This is a genomic window from Cupriavidus sp. FW305-27, assembly GCF_058787995.1.
Genome location: NZ_JBYTAG010000020.1, coordinates 1 through 20,064, shown reverse-complemented (window position 1 = coordinate 20,064; position 20,064 = coordinate 1). Strand labels below are relative to the sequence as shown.

21 protein-coding genes are annotated in these 20,064 nt (G+C 67.1%); 12 read left to right on the top strand and 9 right to left on the bottom strand.

The window, feature by feature from the left end:
- Positions 1-79: 79 nt before the first annotated feature.
- The 3 genes from AC3WRI_RS12095 to AC3WRI_RS12085 all read left to right on the top strand — a co-directional run bounded on the left by AC3WRI_RS12095 (position 80) and on the right by AC3WRI_RS12085 (position 2,051).
- Positions 80-532: a universal stress protein gene (locus AC3WRI_RS12095; RefSeq protein WP_058698013.1), complete on the top strand. Its 453-nt coding sequence runs from the start codon at positions 80-82 to the stop codon at positions 530-532.
- Positions 533-572: 40 nt separating this feature from the next.
- The gene (locus AC3WRI_RS12090) at positions 573-851 is read left to right on the top strand and encodes a DUF1488 family protein (RefSeq protein ID WP_010809955.1); all 279 of its coding nucleotides are present in this window, start codon (positions 573-575) and stop codon (positions 849-851) included.
- 360 nt (positions 852-1,211) lie between these two features.
- Positions 1,212-2,051: a universal stress protein gene (locus AC3WRI_RS12085; RefSeq protein ID WP_439667946.1), complete on the top strand. Its 840-nt coding sequence runs from the start codon at positions 1,212-1,214 to the stop codon at positions 2,049-2,051.
- Positions 2,052-2,289: 238 nt separating this feature from the next.
- On the opposite strand, the gene AC3WRI_RS12080 is transcribed toward AC3WRI_RS12085, so the two are convergent.
- From AC3WRI_RS12080 to AC3WRI_RS12070, 3 genes are read right to left on the bottom strand one after another with little or no spacing between them, the layout of a single operon-like run.
- Entirely contained in the window at positions 2,290-4,131 is a 1,842-nt protein-coding gene (locus AC3WRI_RS12080; protein WP_492293368.1) for a PHA/PHB synthase family protein, read from the bottom strand.
- On the bottom strand, positions 4,062-4,808 hold the full coding sequence (phbB, locus tag AC3WRI_RS12075) for an acetoacetyl-CoA reductase (RefSeq protein WP_492293367.1): 747 nt from the start codon (positions 4,806-4,808) through the stop codon (positions 4,062-4,064). Before phbB ends, AC3WRI_RS12080 begins: the two co-directional genes overlap by 70 nt.
- A gap of 4 nt (positions 4,809-4,812) precedes the next feature.
- Positions 4,813-5,016 (bottom strand): hypothetical protein, encoded by a 204-nt coding sequence (locus tag AC3WRI_RS12070; protein WP_492293366.1) that lies wholly within the window; start codon positions 5,014-5,016, stop codon positions 4,813-4,815.
- A gap of 342 nt (positions 5,017-5,358) precedes the next feature.
- Between AC3WRI_RS12070 and AC3WRI_RS12065 the strand changes: the two genes are divergently transcribed.
- From AC3WRI_RS12065 to AC3WRI_RS12055, 3 genes are read left to right on the top strand one after another with little or no spacing between them, the layout of a single operon-like run.
- Positions 5,359-5,964, top strand: a complete 606-nt coding sequence (locus tag AC3WRI_RS12065) for a nitroreductase family protein (protein WP_011615448.1) — start codon at positions 5,359-5,361, stop codon at positions 5,962-5,964.
- A gap of 32 nt (positions 5,965-5,996) precedes the next feature.
- The gene (locus tag AC3WRI_RS12060) at positions 5,997-6,623 is read left to right on the top strand and encodes a phosphoribosyltransferase (protein ID WP_010809961.1); all 627 of its coding nucleotides are present in this window, start codon (positions 5,997-5,999) and stop codon (positions 6,621-6,623) included.
- 25 nt (positions 6,624-6,648) lie between these two features.
- Entirely contained in the window at positions 6,649-7,305 is a 657-nt protein-coding gene (locus tag AC3WRI_RS12055) for a BON domain-containing protein (protein ID WP_010809962.1), read from the top strand.
- A gap of 19 nt (positions 7,306-7,324) precedes the next feature.
- Here the strand turns inward: AC3WRI_RS12055 and groL are convergent, their stop codons facing one another.
- Positions 7,325-8,962 (bottom strand): chaperonin GroEL, encoded by a 1,638-nt coding sequence (groL, locus tag AC3WRI_RS12050; protein WP_010809963.1) that lies wholly within the window; start codon positions 8,960-8,962, stop codon positions 7,325-7,327.
- A gap of 518 nt (positions 8,963-9,480) precedes the next feature.
- On the opposite strand from groL, the gene AC3WRI_RS12045 reads away from it, so the two are divergent.
- The 3 genes from AC3WRI_RS12045 to AC3WRI_RS12035 all read left to right on the top strand — a co-directional run bounded on the left by AC3WRI_RS12045 (position 9,481) and on the right by AC3WRI_RS12035 (position 11,393).
- Positions 9,481-10,149, top strand: a complete 669-nt coding sequence (locus tag AC3WRI_RS12045) for a dienelactone hydrolase family protein (RefSeq protein WP_010809965.1) — start codon at positions 9,481-9,483, stop codon at positions 10,147-10,149.
- A 63-nt stretch (positions 10,150-10,212) separates the two neighbouring features.
- The gene (locus tag AC3WRI_RS12040) at positions 10,213-10,545 is read left to right on the top strand and encodes an ElaB/YgaM/YqjD family protein (RefSeq protein WP_010809966.1); all 333 of its coding nucleotides are present in this window, start codon (positions 10,213-10,215) and stop codon (positions 10,543-10,545) included.
- Positions 10,546-11,030: 485 nt separating this feature from the next.
- On the top strand, positions 11,031-11,393 hold the full coding sequence (locus AC3WRI_RS12035) for a TraR/DksA family transcriptional regulator (RefSeq protein WP_454750947.1): 363 nt from the start codon (positions 11,031-11,033) through the stop codon (positions 11,391-11,393).
- Positions 11,394-11,496: 103 nt separating this feature from the next.
- On the opposite strand, the gene AC3WRI_RS12030 is transcribed toward AC3WRI_RS12035, so the two are convergent.
- The 4 genes from AC3WRI_RS12030 to AC3WRI_RS12015 form a co-directional block, all read right to left on the bottom strand.
- Positions 11,497-11,739 carry a hypothetical protein gene (locus tag AC3WRI_RS12030; protein ID WP_010809969.1) on the bottom strand — a complete coding sequence of 81 codons (243 nt, stop codon included), beginning with the start codon at positions 11,737-11,739 and terminating at the stop codon, positions 11,497-11,499.
- Between the two features lie 45 nt (positions 11,740-11,784).
- Entirely contained in the window at positions 11,785-12,450 is a 666-nt protein-coding gene (locus AC3WRI_RS12025) for a SagB/ThcOx family dehydrogenase (protein WP_492293365.1), read from the bottom strand.
- Positions 12,451-12,632: 182 nt separating this feature from the next.
- Complete coding sequence (locus tag AC3WRI_RS12020) at positions 12,633-14,162, bottom strand: bifunctional aminoglycoside phosphotransferase/ATP-binding protein (protein WP_492293364.1); 1,530 nt, start codon at positions 14,160-14,162, stop codon at positions 12,633-12,635.
- A gap of 96 nt (positions 14,163-14,258) precedes the next feature.
- A complete protein-coding gene (locus tag AC3WRI_RS12015; protein ID WP_010809972.1) occupies positions 14,259-14,741 on the bottom strand; it encodes a lecithin retinol acyltransferase family protein in 483 nt (160 codons plus the stop codon).
- A 311-nt stretch (positions 14,742-15,052) separates the two neighbouring features.
- Between AC3WRI_RS12015 and AC3WRI_RS12010 the strand changes: the two genes are divergently transcribed.
- Positions 15,053-15,346: a hypothetical protein gene (locus AC3WRI_RS12010; protein WP_492293363.1), complete on the top strand. Its 294-nt coding sequence runs from the start codon at positions 15,053-15,055 to the stop codon at positions 15,344-15,346.
- 45 nt (positions 15,347-15,391) lie between these two features.
- Here AC3WRI_RS12010 and AC3WRI_RS12005 read toward each other — a convergent pair whose 3' ends face one another.
- Entirely contained in the window at positions 15,392-17,692 is a 2,301-nt protein-coding gene (locus AC3WRI_RS12005) for a heavy metal translocating P-type ATPase (protein WP_492293362.1), read from the bottom strand.
- Between the two features lie 544 nt (positions 17,693-18,236).
- On the opposite strand from AC3WRI_RS12005, the gene AC3WRI_RS12000 reads away from it, so the two are divergent.
- Positions 18,237-19,841 (top strand): PAS domain-containing sensor histidine kinase, encoded by a 1,605-nt coding sequence (locus tag AC3WRI_RS12000; protein WP_492293383.1) that lies wholly within the window; start codon positions 18,237-18,239, stop codon positions 19,839-19,841.
- 23 nt (positions 19,842-19,864) lie between these two features.
- Positions 19,865-20,064: hypothetical protein (locus tag AC3WRI_RS11995; protein WP_492293361.1), on the top strand; the 200-nt coding region annotated here is incomplete at its 3' end.

The following is a 20,064-nucleotide window of genomic DNA, read 5'->3' as shown; positions in this document are numbered from 1 at the left end:
GTTGCGCCGGTTGCCCTACGCTGCATTTAACCAGTCCAGACCCGAGTCGCCACAGGCTCCCATCGCCGGAGAAACCGCTATGTACCAGCGCATCCTTGTCGCCATGGACGGCGGCGCCGCATCGGAACTTGCCCTGGAACAGGCCATGATCATCGCGCGCGCCGCCAACGCCGAAGTGGAGGTGGTCCATGTGGTCGATGACCGCAGCCCGTTTCTGGATGCCAGCAATCTGGATCCGGTGAGATTGATAGAGGACCTCACGACGGCGGGGCAAAGCGTTCTCGCTGCCGCCGCCGGCCGGCTTGCCGCAGCGGGTATTCGCCACGTAACGCGGCTGCTCGGTAAGCCTATGGTCGAGGGCGACGTTGCTGCCACGATCGCTGCCGAAGCCAATGGCTGGGGCGCTGATCTGGTTGTGATGGGTACGCACGGCCGCCGGGGAGTGCGGCGACTCGTCATGGGCAGCGTCGCGCGAAGCGTGATCAACCTGGCCGTCGCGCCCGTCCTGCTTCTCCGCGCCGAGGAAGCGTAAGCAGGCGAACAGATTTTGGAGGGCATTACGCCAGAAAGCTATGCATACGATCGACTTTTCCGGCGAGACGCCGGATTACTGCCCGACCGGGCCAAGCCTGCGGTGTGCCGTGAAGGTGGATGGCACACCGGCGACCTATGAGATCACTGCCGAGGCGCTTGAGGATCATTTCGGCGCACGCTCGTACCGCAGTGAAGATTTGCTGCCGGCATTCATGAGCAACCGCCAGGACATTGAACGCGTCGCGGGAGCGCTGTTCGAGATGACAGGTGCGCGGCACATCGTGCTGCACAGCGGCCATTTTCGCTTCGCGGTGTGAGGCGCACGTCCTGGCCGGCGGCAGCCGCCACCGGGCGGTGCGCGTCCTTACAAGGAGCTACCCATGAAGAATCGCTTGCAGTCATGCACACCGGAGAAACGGCCAGGATGGCGCAGGCTTGCCGCCTGCGCGTTGGTGCCGCTATGCACAGCGTGTACCGCCGTACCGGACCTGCTGCGGCCGCCGAAGCCACGCACCGCCGCGCTGGCGGCAGGCAGCCTGGGCCAACTCGTACCTGGTGCCAGCGGTATTGCCTGTAGCGCGGACACGAAGACGGCTTGATGCACGACAAATCCGGGGCGGGGTGGCGATATAGATTCAAGAAAAGCTCCGTCCGGGGCTGCCTGATGGAGTCAATCCATGGACTACGCAACGATCCTGGTTCATCTCGATGCCGGCCGCCGCGTGTACGACCGGCTGCACCTCGCCACCCGGCTGGCGCTGGAGTTTCATTCCACGCTGGTTGGCCTGCTAGCCGTCGGCAAGCCGGATCCCACCGCCGTGCGCTACCTGGTGGACGGTGACCGCAATCTTGCCTCTTACACCGAATGGCGGCATCAGGTCGGCGAGCGGGCCCGTCACGCCCTGATGGGCGCAACGGACGAGGTAACCGTCATTACGGAATGGCGGGCGCCGGACTGGGCCACGGCGGCAACGGTCCAGGCAGAGGCGCATCGGGCGGATCTTGTCATCCTCGGACAGCGCGATCCCACTGATGAAGCCGCCTACGCCGAGCCCGGCTTTGTTGAATCCATTGTGCTGGGATGCGGGCGGCCGGTGCTGGTGGTTCCGTATGCGGGCCGGTTCCCGAGCGTTGGCAAGAACATCATGGTGGCGTGGAACGGCAGCCGCGAGTCGGCGCGGGCCATCCGCGATGCGCTTCCGCTCCTGCAGCGCGCGGGCACTGTGGAGGTGGTCTCGTGGACACCGTCTGGGGTTCTGAAGGGGACATGGGTTTCGCCGCCTCAGCATGCCGTGGACTGGCTGGGTCGGCATGGCGTGGCGGTGCAGCTTTGCACGCTTGGAGCGGAAGACGGCGAAGACGTCGGCCAGATGTTACTCTCACACGCCGCGGACCGAAATGCTGACCTGATCGTCATGGGGGCCTACGGGCACAGCCGGGTGCACGAGCTGGTCCTTGGCGGTGTCACCCGCACGTTGCTTGAGTCGATGACAGTGCCGGTCCTGATGTCGCACTGATATTGCCGCAGCGCCTCGGCGATGCGATGAAGTGAGGTGCGGTGCGGTTCGGCTGCTGCCAGGGAGCGGGATGTGGGACACAACCGAACGCTCCACCAGCTTGCGCGGGGTTTCTGGAATGAGTTCCTTAGGCGTCGGCCGGCATTTCCCGTGTCCGACGGCATGTTTCCATTCGATCCGGCTACCCGAAAGTTTGCCCGCTCGCAAGGTTGCCAGGCGCAGCACAGTGAACAAGAGGCTAGGGTTCCAGCACGTAGGTACCAGGAGCGTCCGCGAGCCCCTGGCCCGGCGCCTGTCGCGTGCAGCGCGCTGTCGAGTGGGCCACTAGCCAGTCATGCCACGCCGGCCACCAGGAACCGTCGCGGTACACAGCCACGTTGAGGAATTGCTCCGGGCTCAGGTAGGGCGCGGCGGGCAATCGCGTATGCACATGGTAGCGCCGGCCCGGGTGGCCCGGCTCGGACACGATGCCTGCGTTGTGGCCGCCCGAGGTCAGCAAGAAGGTCAGTTCAGCCTTGGTCAGTAAGTGCAGCTTGTACACGGAGCGCCAGGGCGAGACGTGGTCGTGTTCGGTGCCAACCACGAAAAGCGGGAGGTCGAGGTCCGACAGGGCGACGGGCTGTCCGCCCACGCACAGCTTGCCGGTGGCCAGCTCATTGCCCAGGAACAGCTTGTGCAGGCATTCCGAATGCAGGCGGTAAGGCAAGCGGGTGGTGTCGCGGTTCCAGGAGACCAGATCGTTGGCGCGCAAACGTTGGCCGAGCAAATACTCGCTCATTACGCGCGACCAGATCAGGTCCTGGGCGTTCAGCATCTGAAAGGCAGACTTCATCTGAGGCCCGTCCAGATATCCCTGACTCCACATGAGGGCGTCGAGCGTGGCGAGCGAGCTCTTGTCGATGAACAGGCCCAGTTCGCCCGGATCATGGAAATCGGTCTCTGCCGCAAAGAGCGTCATGCTGGCCAGTGGCCCGCCGGCGGCGTCGCGGGCCAGCATGGCGGCACCCGTGGCAAGCAGGGTGCCGCCCAGGCAATACCCGGCGGCGTGGACGTGCGCGCCGTCGCAGCGCGCGTGCACGGTGTTGAGCGCGGTCAGAAGCCCGGCCTCCAGATAGGTGTCAAGCCCGAAGTCGCGGGCCGAGGCGTCCGGGTTCTTCCATGAAATCATGAACACGGTATGGCCGCTCTCGACCAGGTAGCGCACCAGCGAATCCTCGGGCTTCAGGTCGAGGATGTAGTACCGCATGATCCAGGACGGCACGATCAGCACCGGCTCGCGCCAGACTGTATTGGCGCCAAGGGCGGGCGCATATTCGATCAGTTCAATTAGTGCGTTGCGGAACACCACCTTGCCAGGCGTGCGCGCCACGTCGCGCCCGGGTAGAAATTCCAGCGCGGGGCGCCCCGCAGGCAGTCCAGGCACCTTTGACAACAGCTCACTGGCGTCCTGCAGCCAGTGATGGGCGCCTTGCAGGAAGTTGGCGCCGAAGGTGCTCGAGGCGGTCCTGGCAATGGTCGGATTCATCCACCAAACATTGCCGGGCGCGAGCAGGTCAAGCCATTGCCGGGCGCAGAAGGCGACGATGTGCTGGTGATGACGCGACAGGCCGTCAATATCCTGCGTCAGCGACTCCCAGAAGGCTTCGTTGCGCATGAACGCATCGCGCCAGCAGCGATAAGGCCAGTCCTGCCAGCCGGCATCGGCAAAGCGCTGATCGCTGAGGTCAACGGACGGCGGCTCGGCCGCGGTCGGCAACAGCCGTGGCCAGTCCTCGATGCTGTGCTGCAGCCACACCTGCCATGCCTGCACAATCTTTGCCGGGGAGATGCCGAGCTGCAGCGCCCAGTCGAGTCCGGCCAGACTTGCCGAGATCACCGACAGGCCCCCGGTGGCACGGGCCAGGCCGGCGCGGATCTGCTTGTCCATCCAGACTTGCGCCGGTATGGCGGCCTGCGGCGCGCATTCCGGCATGGCCGACAGGCTGGGCGGTGACGTCCTGTCGTCGATCCTCATTGCAGGTGTTGCCCGCCGTTGATGGCAAAATTCGCGCCAGTGACGAAGGCCCCGTCGTCGCTGCACAGGTAAGAGATCAGCGCCGCGACCTCGGCCGGCTTGCCTAGCCGGCCGACCGGGATAGTCGGCAACACGTCCCGCTCGAGGATCTCGGCGGGCATGTCCGTCACCATGTGCGTATCCAGGTAGCCCGGCGAAACGGTGTTGACGGTGATGCCTTTGCGTGCGAGCTCCAGCGCCAGCGCCTTGGTGAAGCCATGTACCCCCGCCTTGGCGGCGGCATAGTTGGTCTGGCCAAAGGCGCCCCGCGAGGCATTGACCGAAGAAATATTGACGATCCTGCCCCAACCGCGCGCCAACATCGGCTCAACCAGCGGCCGCGTCATATGAAAGAGCGAGTCGAGGTCCGTGCGCAGCACGAAGTCCCAGTCAGCCTTATCCATCTTGCGCAGGGTCCGGTCGCGCGTGACCCCGGCATTGTTGATCAGAATATCGACGTCGCCGAGCTCGCTGCGCACTTGCGACACGCAGCGCTGGCAGGACGCGAAGTCCGTCACGTCGACCGGGAACGCCGTGAATTCACGGCCGGCGGAGCGTTGTGCGCCAAGCCACTGGGCCACGTGGTCATTGTGTACGGAGTGCGTCACGACGACGCGCGCGCCGTCGGCCAGCAGCCGCACGGCAATTGCTTCGCCGAGGCCACCCATGCCTCCCGTTACCAGGGCAATGCGTTGTCCGGCCATCTCGTCAGCTCCGTGACGCGCCGGCGGGGCGCGCCGGGGCCTTCGCGCCTGGGGTAGGGACGGCCATCAGGCGGCCGACGTTGTCGAACATTTCGCGCGCCGATTCCGCAAAGGGCGCGTAGCCGCCTCCCTCCACCATGACCCTGCGCTGGTAGTCCTGCCAGGCTTCGGTCGACTCGCGCAGGTGCTCCATGAAGGCCGAGGCCATTTCTATGTAAAGACCGCCAATGTCACAGGTCTGGATAAGTCTAGGAGGGCAACCTTGGCGGGGCTTGACGTATCGCAAGGAGTGCGCAATGCGTCGGGCGGCGCGCGGCATCGCCAAGCCGCACCGGGTTCGTCAGAGCGCAGGGGTCGCATGGCCGGCGGCCTGCGCATTGTGGCCGGACACCCGCAGAGGCAAGGCCGATCAGGAGCCGGGACCGAGCTGTCCTGCTACATGCCGCGAGCAAACGGGCTTTCCTTTGATCCATCCCAAATGGCAGGGCCGGCTTGCCGCCTACGTTAATCCCAGGGGGGCGTTGCCGACCCCATCGATCCGGAGCACGACGTGACACATCCCATCGTTTTATCCGAAGCCGGCGCGGAATACCTGAAGCTGCCGCCACCGCAGACCGAAGGCGGCATGCCGCTGCTGACGGCGCTGCTGCAGCGCCGCTCGACCCGACACTTTGCTGCGCGGAACCTGGATGACACACTGCTGTCGTCCCTGCTGTGGGCGGCTTTCGGCGTCAACCGCCCGGGCACCGGCCTGCGCACTGCGCCCTCGACCCGCAACTGGCAGGAAATCGACCTGTACGCGGCGCTGCGCGACGGACTGTACGTGCTTGAACCGGCGGACTGGCGCCTTCGGCTGGTCGTCGGCGCAGACTTGCGCGCGGCGACCGGCCTGCAGGACTATGTTGCCGAGGCGCCATTGAATCTCGTCTATGTCAGCCGGCTCTCCAGGCTCGATGAGACCGACAAGCCGCTGCGCCAGTTCTATACCGCGCTGGATACGGGGCATATCAGCCAGAACGTTTACCTCTTCTGCGCCGCGTCCGGGCTGGCCACGGTGGCGCGCGGGCTGCTGGACCGCCGCGCGCTGGCCACTGCCATGCGGCTGGCGCCCGACCAGCGCGTGATCCTGGCCCAGAGCGTGGGCTATCCGGCGTAAGCCGCCACCCAGGCAGCCAAAGGAGGGGGGTAATGCCATTCATTGACAGGGCCGATGCCGCCGCACAACTGGCGCGTGCGCTTGCTGGCCACGCAGGAAAACGGCCGCTGGTGCTGGCCGTGCCCCGCGGTGCGGTGCCGATGGGCGCCATCATTGCCGATGCGCTCGGCGCGGACCTTGACGTCGTGCTCGTGCGCAAACTCGGCGCACCGGGCAACCCGGAGTTCGCCATCGGCGCCGTAGACGAGAGCGGGTGGACCTATCTTACGCCCTATGCCGCCGCGGCAGGCGCCGACAGCGAATACATCGACCGCGAGCGCGCGGCCCAGCTTGAGGTGCTGCGGCGGCGCCGCGCCGCCTACACGCCGGGCCGGGAACCGGTCCGCGCCACCGGTCGACAGGTCATCATCGTGGACGACGGCCTGGCGACCGGGGCCTCGATGATCGCCGCGCTGCACGCCATCCGCGAGCAGAAGCCCGCGCGGCTCGTCTGCGCGGTGCCGGTGGCGCCACCGCGGACGCTGGAGCTGTTGCAGCCCTATGTCGACGAGGTGGTATGCCTGGAGACGCCGGCCGGCTTCCGGGCAGTGGGGGAGTTCTACCGCGACTTCTCGCAGGTCGAGGATGCGGAGGTCGTGGCTTGCCTGAAAGGGCGGTAAAGACGCGCACAAGCGGGGGGCACCCATGAAGGGCGACAGGCAGCTGCAGCAGGACGTGACCGAGGCGCTGATCTGGGATCCTGCGGTCCATGGCAACGAGATCGGGGTCCAGGTCCAGGACGGCGTCGTCACGCTGACCGGGCACCTTGGAACCTTTGCCGAGAAGTACTCGGCGGAAGCGGCCGTCAGGCGCATTCCCGGCGTGCGGGCGCTGGCCGTGGAACTGGACGTTCACCTGCCCGACGATGCGCGCCGCACCGATGCCGACATCGCCCGGGCCGCTGCCAACGTGCTGTCCTGGGATGCGACGGTGCCGGCCGACCGTATCCGGATCCTGGTCGAACACGGCGTGGTGACCCTGAGCGGCGATGTCGACTGGTACTACCAGCGCACCGCCGCCGAGCACGCCGTGGCCGGACTGTTCGGCGTGGTCGGGGTCACCAATGCGCTCGCCATCCGGCCTCGTGCCGACAAGCAGGACGTGGCGGCACGGATCCAGGCGGCCATCGCACGCCAGGCTGCCAGCGACGCCGACCAGGTAACCGTGACGGTGAGGGATGGCGCGGTGACGCTGACCGGCACTCTGCGCACGCTGGCCGAGCGCGAGGCGGCATTCGAAGCGGCCTGGTCTGCACCGGGCGTCAGCGCGGTCGTCAACCAGATCGAAGTCAGGCCCGGCTAGCTCAGGCCTGCACCGTTGCTCAGTATTCTTCGCCGAACATCGACGACCCCGTGCGCATGCCGGCATCGCCCTGGCCGGCGGGGCTGCGCTGAATCGCGATCATGCAGTCCGTCGTCAGCAGCAGGGAGGCGATCGACACGGCATTTTGCAGGGCCGTGCGTACCACCTTGACGGGGTCGATCACGCCGAGTTCCAGCATGTCGCCATAGCGCTCGGTGCCGGCGTCGTAGCCGAGCGTGCCCGAGCCGACGCATACCTGGTGCACCACTGCGTCGGCATCCGCACCGGCGTTGGCGGCGATCTGCCGCATCGGCGCGGCCAGTGCCGCGTGGACGATGTGGCCGCCGGCGGCCTGCTCGGCGTTCGGTGCCTGCCAGGCTTCGAGGGCAGCGCGGGCGCGCAGCAGCGCCACGCCGCCGCCGGCGACGATGCCTTCGTCCACCGCGGCGCGGGTGGCGTGCAAAGCATCCTGGAAGCGGTTCTTGCGCTCGTGCAGCGCGCTCTCCGTGGCCGCACCCACCTTGATCACAGCCACGCCGCCGGCCAGCCGGGCCAGGCGCCGCTGCAGCGCCTCACGCTCATAGTCCGAGCGCACCTCGTCCAGGCGCAGGCGCAGGGCGGCAATGCGCTCGGCCACGCGCGGGCGTTCGTCACCGGAGCCGATCAGGGTGGTGGTGTCCTTGTTGACCTCCACGCGGCGGGCTTCGCCAAGCTGTTCCAGCGTGACGTGCTCGAGCGAGATGCCGGCCTGCGGTGAGACCACCGTGGCGCCGGTCAGCGCGGCCAGGTCGCCCAGCTGCTCGGTGCGCGAGTCGCCGAAACCCGGTGACTTGACTGCGCAGCTCTTCAGCGCGCCGCGCAGGTTGTTCACCACGAGCGTGGCCAGGGCCTCGCCCTCCACATCGTTGGCGATGACCAGCAAGGGCCGGCCAGCGTGGCTCACGGCCTCAAGGACCGGCAGCAGTTGCGCGATGGCGGCAATGTTCGCGTCGCACAGCAGCACCAGCGGCGAATCCAGCACGACGGCACGGCTCTCGTTGGTCGCGAACAAGGGCGAGAGGTAGCCGCGATCGATCAGCGCGCCGTCGGCGATGTCGAGTGCGTCGTCCAGCTTGGAGCCATCCTCCACGCTGATTGCGCCATCCTTGCCGACCCGCTCGACAGCCTGCGCTACCAGCGTGCCGACGGTCTGGTCGCCGCTGGCCGAGATCGTGGCTATCTGGCGCATCTCGCCGGTACTGCTGCAGGGCCGGGCGCTTTCCAGCAAGGCGCTGGCGACCAGCTTGCCGGCGGCCTCGATGCCGCGCTTGAGTTGCATGGGGTCGTGGCCGGCTTCGACGTATTTCACGCCCTCAGCCACGATCGCGTGGGCCAGCGTGGTCGCAGTGGTGGTGCCATCGCCAGCGATCTCGCTGGTGCGCACCGCGGCCTCGCAGAGCAGGCGGGCGCCCATGTCGGCGAACGGATTGGCCAGCGTCACCGACTTCGCCACGACCACGCCGGAATTGGCGACCAGCGGCACCATGTCGGGCCGCTCCACGATCACGTTGCGGCCTCCCGGGCCCAGCGTGACCTTGACCGCGTGGGCCAGTTGTTCCACGCCGCTCAGCATCATGCGGCGCGCGCCTTGGTGGAAGATAAGTGTTCTGGCAGGCATGAAAAACTCCGCATTGACAATCAGTGGGTCGGGCTTGCTACTACGGTAGTTGCCGTGCAGGTCCGCACGTTGATGCAACGCAAGCCCGGGGTGGCGCCCCGCGCCTGTGACAGGCGCGCTTCATTCCGGCCGGTCGCTGTCCAGTACGGGCACGGGATGCCCGGGCTCCAGCGGCTCCAGCGCCTTGGTCTCATCCAGGTGGAAGAGGGGCATTGCGCGACCTGCTACGGCGGGTCATGTAGGCGGTGTCGCCTGCAGGTGTCTGGTCATTGTTTGATCCAGCCCAAGTCGATGGCCGCGCAGGCGCATAGCTTTAACAGTGTGAACGCGCCCCGTCGTCAGCACGACTAAGGAAATGCAACTGGCGCGGGACATCGGCAACCCCATCCAACATGCCTGCGGGGAGCGCTGACGATGGACCTCGGCATCGCCGAGACCGAACTGAACGTGCACTGGCACAGGACGCGACGGTGGCGCGGCCGTTGGCAAGGACAGGAAGAGGGGGGAAGGGAAGTCTCATGGAGCACATCACCATCGAACAGGTGCGGATCCATATCGGCGACATCGCGCTGCCAGGCGACCTTACCCTGCCGGAAGCGGCATCCGGCCTGGTCCTGTTCGCACATGGCAGCGGCAGTTCGCGCTACAGCGTGCGCAGCCGCGGGGTCGCAGCGACGCTGAATCGGGTGGGCCTGGGCACGCTACTGTTTGACCTGTTGGCGCCGGACGAGGACGCCGGGAGGTCGAAGCGATTCGACATCGCCCTGCTCGGGGAACGCCTCAAAGCTGCCACGGTCACGGTCGCGCACCTGACGCGCGATCGCCACCTGCGGCTCGGCTACTTCGCCGCCAGTATGGGGGCTGCCGCGGCCATCCGTGCCGCCGCTGAGCCGCCGCCGCGCATGCGGATCGACGCGGTGGTGGCGCGCGGAGGCCGCGTGGACCTGGCAGGCCACGAGGCGCTGCGCCAACTGCAGGCCCCGACGCTGATGATCGTAGGCGAAGCGGATCCGGTGGTGCTGAAGCTCAACGCGCGCGCCACCGCATGGATGCAATGCGAGAAGCGGCTGGAGGTGATTCCCGGCGCCACTCACCTGTTCGAGCAGCCGGGTGCGCTGGAACAGGTCGGCGAGCTCGCCGGAAAATGGTTCTGCCAGCATTTTGCAGCGGCTGGCGGGAACTTGTAGTTCGACAGGATTTCCATGGTGCCGTGCGATGCACGGCGATGACTCAGTGAAAAGGAGAATGAAATGAACGATACTCGCGCCGCGCTTTTGCCGCACAAGGAAGCACTAGCCCGTGATGCCAACACGCTGTTGGCGGATGTACAGGCATTGTTGCGGGATGTTGCCGACGAAGCCGGCGTGGAGACCGCGCAGGCACGCGCGCAGCTGAGCGCACGCCTGCACGCGCTCCAGGGCCGCCTCGCCGAGCAACGCCAGGCGGCGCGCATGCGTGTCTCGCAATGGGCCGACACCACGGATCGCTACGTCCACGCACATCCCTGGGAGAGCATGGGCTCCGTCGCCGCTGTCGCGGCCGTGGCTGGCGCCCTGGTCGCGCTGGCCGTCACCCGCCGTTAGCGCGGGCACGGCAGGCCTGGATGCGAGCCTGCAAGGATGCCTGCATGGACCCAATCGTGTTCGCCATGCCCGGCAATGAACGGCAGGCCGCGGCCATCACCGCCTGCCTGCCCGGCCGGCCGGGCGAGGCCGAGGTCCGGCGCTTTCCCGACGGCGAATCCTACGTCAGGCTGCTGCAGCCAGTGGCCGGTTGCGAAGCCATGGTCGTGTGCACGCTGGACCGTCCGGATGCCAGGCTGGTGCCGCGCTGCTGTGGCCCGCTGCCGCAGCCAGGGAAGGCGGCGCCGTGCGGGTCGGACTGGCGGCGCCATACCTCGCGTACATGCGCCAGGACAAGCTCTTCCGGACAGGCTGCAAGCGGTCGCGGCCGACATTGTCACGTGCGACACCGTTGCGCACCCATCCAACCGCATTCCCGTAGCAGAGCGCCTGGCAGCCGGCATCCGGCTGGCACTCCAGGCGCCAGCGGGTTCAGGAGATCCGTCATGAACAAGCTCACAGCGCAGGAAACCGTCTCGCTGGCGGCGCAGCTTGACGCGGACGAAGCGCGCATCCATGCCGCCGTTGGTTCCGCCGACACGCCGATGACACCATTGGCGCAGCGTGAGGCGCGGGACGAGGGCGACCTTGCCGACGAAGAAATCCTGCAGCGGCAGGACGATGCGATGCTGGAACACTACCGCATGCAACTGGCCGACATCGCCGCCGCGCGGGCGCGGATGCAGCACGGCCAGTACGGCACCTGCATCGATTGCCAGCAGCTGATCCCGTTCTCGCGCCTGCAGGCATATCCGACCGCGAAGCGCTGTACCGCATGCCAGCGCCGGCACGAGCAGCTTTATGCGTGACAGTCGGAGGATGCCGCCGAGGGCAACTGAGCGCCTGGCGGGCTGCCACCGCGAAAGCGACGGTCGCCCCCCCGGCAGCGGCCGGGAGGCTGGCGCTGACCGGCTAGCGCAGGTCGTACTCGCGCATCATTTCGGTCGTGACTGCCTTGACCGTGGCCAGGCATGCCGGCGGGACAGCGGGGAAGGCGTCGATGGTCCAGTTGCAGCCGCCGTTGGCAGTTGCGTCGACACGCTGCGGCAACGGGATGTCGCAGTCGCGGCAGGTGTCGCCGAGGTCGGCGTTTTCCTGCAGACGCCGCAGAATTTCATTGCGGATCTGTTCCGCACTGCCGAGGTTCTTGATCATGTCGGTGTCTCCTGTTGTCAGGTGGTGGCGATCCGGCCAGGATGCCTAGACCGGCGCGCTGTCATGCGGAGCCGGACGCCCGATGGTCTGGTACAGGATCGGTTCCTCGTCCTCGTTCAGCGACATATGCTCGGCCAGCTGGCGCCGGTTAAGCCAGCCGCGCACCACCGCGCCCAGCCCGGCCGAGGCGCAGTAGAGATAGGCGTTCTGGACCATGGCGCCGGCCGCGGCGGCAGCGAAGGTCTCGTGCAGCTTGGGCGGGACGTCCTGCATCCGGCCATGGTTGGCGACGTAGACCAGGTCCAGCGGCGCCATGCCGACGAAGTCCTGGTAGCCGGTCATGCTGCGCACGTCTGCCGCGCGCTTCAGCACCAGGCAATGGTGGATCGGGTCGTAGCGGTAGAGGCCGGCGGGCAGCGCCGCGTAGACGTCGATCACCGCCTCGCCGTGCGGCGAAGGGGCTGTGCGGCCGCCGCCCTGGGAGCGGTTGACGCCCGCCGCGGCCCACAGCAGCTCGCTCAGCTGCTGCAATGGCAGCGGCTGCTCGTCGAACTCGCGGGTGCTCATGCGCTGCCACAGCGCCCCCATCAGCGGCAGGCCATTGGTGCGGTCCGGCTGTGGCAGGGCGATGACCCGCTCGCTCGTGCCGGAGGCGGGGCGTGGCAGCAGGTCCTTGATGGGCTGGTAGGGGATGCGCTTCAGTTCGTCCATGGGAGCTCGCATTTGTTGCAAAGAGCGGCGCGAGCGCTCTGCGCATGGCACCGGTATGGACGAATGTAGGCGCTGCCCCCGGCCGTGGATTGCGCTCCGTCAAGCAGCGTCGATGGGGCCTTCCCTGGTGTGAAAGCAAGGGGTGCTGGCGCTGCTTTAGATGGCGGCGCCGAGCTCTGGCGTCAGCCGCAGCCGGGTGCGGCGGGGCCCGTAACGCTGCCCGGCGAGGCGACGCAGGCACGCTCGGCTTCGGTCAGCGGCTCCTGGACACGCATCTGCCACGCCAGCACGCCGTCGTCGGCATCCGACAGGTCCCCGCCCGCCCGGGCACGCGCGGCGATGCGGGCGCGCAGTGTCTCAGGGCTGGCTTCGCAGGTGACGATGGCGAAGGGCACGCCAAGGCGGCGCGCCTGGGCAGCAAAGCGTTCGCGCTCGGCGCGGACCAGGAAAGTCGCGTCGGCAAGCATCGGGATCCCGGCCCGGCAGCCGAGCCGGCAGACCGCGAGCAGGCGTCGGTAGGTCCGTGCCGTTTCGCTCGCGGCATACCAGCCACCCGCGGGCATCACGCCGCGGTGCAGGCCCTTGCGTACCGCGTCGGAGCGTACGCGTACCATCGACCCGGCCTCGCTCATCTGTGCCGCAACCGTGGACTTGCCGCTGCCGGACAGCCCATGCATCAGCACCATCGGCCCGCGACGGCGGCTGAGGCATCGCCATGCCAGCGCCAGCAGCCTGCCTGCCTCGGCCTGCGCCGGCGCCATGGACGCGCCCGCGGCGTGCTTCTGGCAGCCGCGCTCCAGCAGCACGCGCGCGCGCACCAGGGCCCGCATGGCGAGATAGAAGGGCAACACGGCCAGCGCGCCGTAGTCTCCCGACTGCTCCAGGTAGCCGTTGAGCAGCCGGTAGGCCAGCGCCGGTCGGCCATGGTGCAGCAGGTCCATGACCGGGAAGGCCAGGTCGCTGATGGTGTCGGTCCAGCGCAGGGCGGCGTCGAACTCCAGGCAGTCGAATGGGGTCGGCACGCCGTTCAGCAGCACGATGTTGCCCAAATGCAGGTCGCCATGGCACTCGCGTACATGGCCGTTGCGCAGGCGTGCCCGGAACGCATCCGTCAGCCGGGTGGCCTCGCTGCGCGCCCGCAGGGCCACGCGGCTGGCCAGGTGCGTGGCCGACGTCAGCCGGCCAATGCCGCCCAGGCACTCCGCAAGCGTCGCGTCGATGCGGGCCGGCGTGCCAAAGCTATCGGAAGGGGCGGCAGGGGGCTGCGCCTGGTGAAAGGATGCAATGCTGCGCGCCAGCGCATCGATATGGCCCGGCTCCAGCCGGTCCGCAACGATTCTTGCGCTGAGCAGGTCTTGCTGGTCGAAGCGCCGCATCCGGACCGCATGCTCGATCGGTATGCCGCCGCCACCGATGCGCACCGAGCCGGGCGTGGGGCCCGCCAGGATCGGCACCACATCCAGATACAGGGCAGGTGCGAACCGGCGGTTCAGGCGCAGTTCGGTCTCACAGTCGTCGCGGCGTGCCTGCGCGGTGGAGAAGTCGACAAAGTCGAACCGCACCGGCTTGCGCACCTTGTAAGCAAAGTCCCCGGCCAGGAAGACACGGGAGATATGCGTCTCGATGACCTGTACTGCCGGCGCCGGGTGGGGGTAGGCGTCCGGCTGCTGCAAGGCGGCCATCAACGCCGCGTCGTCCCATTGACTTTCCATGTCCCTTGCCGCCTGCGCCCTTGCGCTGTTGTGAACTGCCACCTCAACTGCAGCCTCGGCACGCAGACTCCGGCTGCCAACTCGCCCCGCGGCGCCCTATGCCGTCACGTCGGCCAGATCCTGCCCCAGGATGCCCGCCGCGCTACAGAGTACGCCCACGATAGCCAGCAGTGCGCGCCACGGGTGGCTCAGCAGCGCCTCCACTTGCTCGCTGCGGCTCTCGCCAGACAGGCACCAGATGCAGAAGTGCTCGCAGTTGTTGGTAAGAAGGCGGTAATCGTCCTCTCCAAGCCGCGCAGTCGCGCGCCGTACGATCTCCGCCTCGACGTACCTCGCTTGCGTGGCCGGCTCGACGCGAAAGCCGTAGCCGCCGGCAAAGCCGGCGAGGGTGGTCTTTTCGACGGGGCCGCAACGCAGGAAACCTTTGAACCCGACATAGTGCACCACCTCGCCGTTGCCGACATAAATGCCGTGGTGGACATAACCACGGCGGTCCGTCTTCAGATGCGCGCCAAGAGGAATGTCCGCGGAGATTGCCGCAAGGCGCTGTGCGTGTCCGATGTGGTGATCGTCGCTCATCGCTTTTCCCCTTGTTGCCTTTGTTGTGCTGGTCGCTCCTGCCCCGGTGGTCCCGGTTTTCCTGCCGATGAGGGCAACCGTGTGCCCCGTGTATGCCTGCAGTATCGTTGCCGGCCGGCGACGCCGAAATCAGCCGGTTCCGAAAAACGTGTCGGCTTGCTGCCATGCAGCTTGTACGCGCATCGCGACGGCGCTTGTCCGCCGTTCGCACCGGGCTGTCAGCGGAACCTGACAAGGGCGCGGCGGTATAACCCGATATTTCCCAGCCATTGTGGAGAGGAGGAGCATTCACCCTGCGTTGGCCTCTGACCATGGTGGACGCCGCACGCGGGGACCCGCTGCCGGATGCTGCCATCCTCGTGTCCAGTCAGGACGGGCGCTCGATATTGCATGCGAGCGCAACCGGGCCGATGTTCTATCTCCGGCTTCCCACGGGCGTCTATTGGCTGGCAATTGGTTATCAGGGCTGGGTCCGGACCCGCGATATCGCCGTCGACGGCCCGGCACTCGACATGACGTTTCGCCTGCCCGTGAGGACGCTGGAGGACGACTGGCTGCTTTGCAGCTCGCCGCGCGGCAACGTCGCGGTTACCGCCGTCTGGTGACGCCATCTCAGCTTCGCCATCAATTACCACCGTCGGCGCAGAACGTCACTCCGTGGGCGCATCTTCGCGCAGCGCATGGAACAGCTCGTCCTCCTGCGCGCAGTGCAGCCGCAATACGGCCTCGAGCCCGTAGAGCAGCCGCTGGTACTCCCTGACCCTGCCGGCGTCTGGCCCATCCGGCGGTGAGTCGTCCGCCATCCGCTGCAGTAGCCGGATCACCCGGAAGATCTCGCGGTGCATCGCGCTCATCGCCGCCAGCGGATCCTCGCCTCCGACCAGCAGCGCGAGTTGCGGATAGAGCTGCGCGTCATCGTGCTGTTCGTGGGGCAAAAGTGTTCCGCTGAGGGATGCGCACAAGCGGCGCAGTTCCGTGCCCGCGGCGTGGCCAGGCATGGCTGGCAACCTGTCCGCGAGGCTGCGGATCTGTTCCATCAGCGGCGCCAGCGCGGCGTGCTCCTGGTTCAGGCGCTCGGCGTCGGCCGTGGACAGGCGTTCCGCCGGCACCGACGGGTCGGCGCGCAGGGCGCGCAGCGCATTGGCAATGACCAGCACATCGATGACCTCCTGCAGCATGGCGCCGGCCAGTGGCGGCAGGTAGCCGAACGCGGCGACCGCCATCGCGACGAACGACAGGCCCATGCCGGCCATGGCGCTTTGCACGGCCAGCCGGCGCGACCGGCGGGCGATGCGCACCGCGTCCACCAGCCGGTCAAGCCGGTCCACCAGCAGCACGACATCCGCGGCTTCCGACGATGCCGCGGCACCTCGTGCGCCCATGGCCACGCCGACGTCCGCGGCGGCCAGCGCCGGTGCATCGTTCACGCCGTCGCCCACCATCAGCACAGTGCCGTCGTGGCGCGCCGCCTCGATCGCGGCAAGCTTCTGCGAGGGGGTGAGGTTGGCATGGACCTCGGTCACGCCCAGCATTGCGCCGACGGTCTCGGCGACGTCGAGCCGGTCTCCCGTGAGCATGGCCAGGCGCCGTATGCCCGCCTTGCGCAGCAAGCGCAACGCGCGCGGGGTGTCCATGCGAATCAGGTCCACGAACTGCAGTGCCCCGACCAGCACGCCGTCGACCGTGACCAGCGAGACCGAGGCGCCTTCGAAGGCCGCGCGCTGCAACATGGCCTGGCACCACGGTGGCCCGGCATCGCCGCCGCCGGCAAAGGCGGGCGATCCCACCGCCACCACGTGCTCGCCAACCCGCCCGGCAATGCCAGCACCGGCGGTCTCGGTCACGCCTGACGGCAGGTCCAGGGCCAGGCCTCGCTCGCGCGCCGCGGTCGTGATGGCTTCGGCGACAACATGCCCGGAGGCCTGGGACAGCGAAGCGGCGACGCGCAGCACGTCGGGCGCCGGCCATCCGGGCGCGCTCTCGATGGCCGCCAGGCGGGCCCTTCCGCCCGTCAGCGTCCCGGTCTTGTCGAAGAAGAGGATGCCCGCCTGCGACAACCTTTCAAGCGCGCCGCCGCCCTTGACCAGCACGCCGCGCCCGGCGCAACGCGACACCCCGGACACAATCGCCACCGGAACGGCCAGGATCAACGGACAAGGGGTGGCGACCACCAGCACCGCCAGCGCCCGCGCGAGTTCACCACTGGCAAGCCAGGCAAGCCCGGCGACGAGCAGGGTGACAGGCACCAGCCACAGTGCGTAACGGTCGGCCAACCGCGCCGCGGGCGGGCGCTCCGCGCGGGCGGTGCGCACCAGCCTGGCGATGCCGGCGAAGGTGCTGTCTGCCGCGGTGGTCGCTGCCACCATCTCGAACGGGGTGCCGGCGTTCAGCACACTGCTGCGCACGGTCTCGCCAGGGAGTCGCTGCCGTGGCAGCGACTCGCCAGTCAGGGCAGATTCGTCCAGCGTCGCCTGGCCCAGCAATGCGCCGTCCACGGGTACGACTTCGCCATGCCGGACCAACAGGCGATCCCCCGGACTGACCACATCGAGGGAAACCGCGCGCCATTCTCCGTCCTCGAAGCGGTTGGCGGACTGCGGGGCGCGGCTGAGCAGGGCGGACATCTCCCGCTCGGAACGGGCCTGCGCATAGTTCTCAATGGCCCTGCCGCTCTCGATCATCAGGGCCAGTACGGCAGCCGCGAGGAATTCGCCAAGCGCCAGCGCCAGCCCGATCGCCAGCAGCGCCAGGACATCGACGCCCGCTTCCTTCCGGCGCAGCGACCGCACGATGGCGACGATCAGCGCGCCGGCGACGACCAGCGCGCCAACCGCCCAAGCGAGCCTCGCGGCGAGCGCTTCGCCGAAGGCAAAAAGCAGCAAGCCAGCGCCCAGCGTGCCGGCCGCGACTGGCAGCAAGCCGAGGTCAAACTTGCGAAACCCGATGTGCATGGCGAACCCGATCCCCTGCGTAACTGGCGCCGGTTGCTGGGATACTCCCGCTGATGCCTTCAGGCGATCGCAGATCCTGCCGCGCTGGCGGCTGCGCAATCCCGGCTGCACGCCGAATCAGGCACTGTGTAATGGTGATGTTAGTCCAACAGGCACCGGGCCGATAATAGCCTCGGCCGCAGGCAGGGCGCGCCAGCCAGCCCTGGAGATAGTCGATGGCTGCAGGGGCCGCGGTTCGCGGCGCCACGGAGATGATTCGGCACGGCGCGGACCCGCAGTGGCTGTCGGCGGTACTGCCGTATTCGCTCACTCCTTGATGCACGCGGCGATTACGGCGCATTTTCGGTTCAAATTGCGCTTTGGCCGGTGCCGCCCTATATATTTGGGGGGCGAGAAGCACTCTCAGACAATCATCGTCCATTCCATGAGCAACCCTTTGGCACCCGCGGGCAAGGTGCAGCCTTCGTCCGAACGTTCTCACTCCCTTGCCATGGCGATTGGCAGTGTGACGGCCGTTCTCCTCCTCGCGGGGGGATGCTTCTTGATGGCTACCGTCGAATGGTATCGGCAGTTCCTGGCGCCGTTGGTGCTCTTGACGGGCGCGGGCATCGGACTCGCCGTGGGACTTTACTGGAACCGGCTGAGGAAGCTTACAGGGAGTAGTGATATCCAACGCGTGGCGGATAGCGAAGCCCAGTTGGCGGGGATCATCCGATCTTCGATGGAAGCGATCATCACCGTGGACAGTGACCAGCGCGTCGTACTGTTCAATCCCATGGCAGAAACGCTATTCGCCTGGCCGGCCGAACTTGCAATCGGGCGCTCCCTGAGCGACTTCATTCCCCACCGCTTTCGGGCCGCCCATGCAGAGCATGTGCGCCGGTTTGGGATCACGGGCGTTTCGGACCGCGAGATGGGACTCCAACGGGCGCTGTGCGCCATGCGTCGGGACGGAAGCGAGTTCCCTATCGAAGCATCCATTTCACAGATCTCTGTCGGCGAGGCCAAGTTATACACTGTGATGCTGCGCGATATCACCGAACGCGTGCGTGCTGAGGAAGCCCTGCACCGAAGCCTTCAGCTTGTGAAGGAAAGCGAGGCGCGATTGGCGGGAATTATCCGCTCCTCCATGGAAGCGATCATCACCGTGGACAATGAACAACGCGTAGTGCTGTTCAATCCAATGGCGGAGACGTTGTTCGCCTGGCCCGCCGAACTCGCGACTGGCCGCCCCCTCGGCGACTTCATTCCCGAACGCTACCGGGCCGCTCATGAGGAGCACGTGCGTCGGTTTGGGATCACGGGCGTATCGGATCGTCAGATGGGACGTCAACGGGCACTCTACGCTCTGCGTCGTGACGGCACTGAATTCCCTATCGAAGCATCCATCTCGCAAACGGCCCACGAAGGCACGAAGCTATATACCGTGATGCTGCGTGATATCACGGAGCGGGCACGCGCGGAGGCGGCCCTGCGCCGCTCACGGGAAGAACTGCAACAGCTTTCAGATGGGATACTCGCTGCCCGCGAGGAGGAGAGGCGCCGCATTGCACGCGAGCTGCACGATGACCTGGGCCAGCGCCTGAGCGCGCTTAAGATGGACATGGCTATGCTCGGCGCGGACGTCGATGAGGGCCGTGACACAGCAGGACTGCTAGACGAGATTGGTGCCATAAACGGCGTCATCGACAATACTGTTGCCTCGGTCCGACGCATTGCCAGTGACCTACGGCCGGCCTTGCTGGACGAGTTGGGAATGATTCCTGCCATTGAGTGGTTGGCCGATGATTTTGCCAACCGGTACGGATTGGCGGTGAGCGTGGACGGTGCCGAGGCTGACGTCCCCGCGCAGACGGCAATCGCCATGTTCCGCATTGTCCAGGAGGCATTGAGCAATGTCGTCCGGCATGCCGACGCGACCACCGTGCATATTCAGCTCACCCAGTCAGAGGGCCAACTTGTGTTGCGGGTGCAAGACAATGGGGTGGGCTGGGACAAGGTCTCCTCCGCAAGCGGGCCACGCAAATCGCTGGGACTCCTTGGCATCCGGGAGCGGGCACGCCTTCTGGGTGGCAGCTTCACCATCGACAGCACTCCCGGCAAGGGCTTTTGCCTAATCGTGCAAATTCCCCACGAAAGGGTGGCCTGATGCGACATGCCTCATGATTGGGGATGGCATCGCAGTTGTCCGGAATCAAGCCCCCATGTGCCGGGGTAATTCTGGCGATTGTAATTGCGAACGCCGCGACCGGCTTCATTCAGGACGGCAAGGCGGAAAAAAGCCACGGACCGTTTCGGCACCGGCGACGCTACGCCGAATGCTTTGCAGACACTCACTCCATTCTGCTGCTGCAGCGGAACTGCCGTCGCAA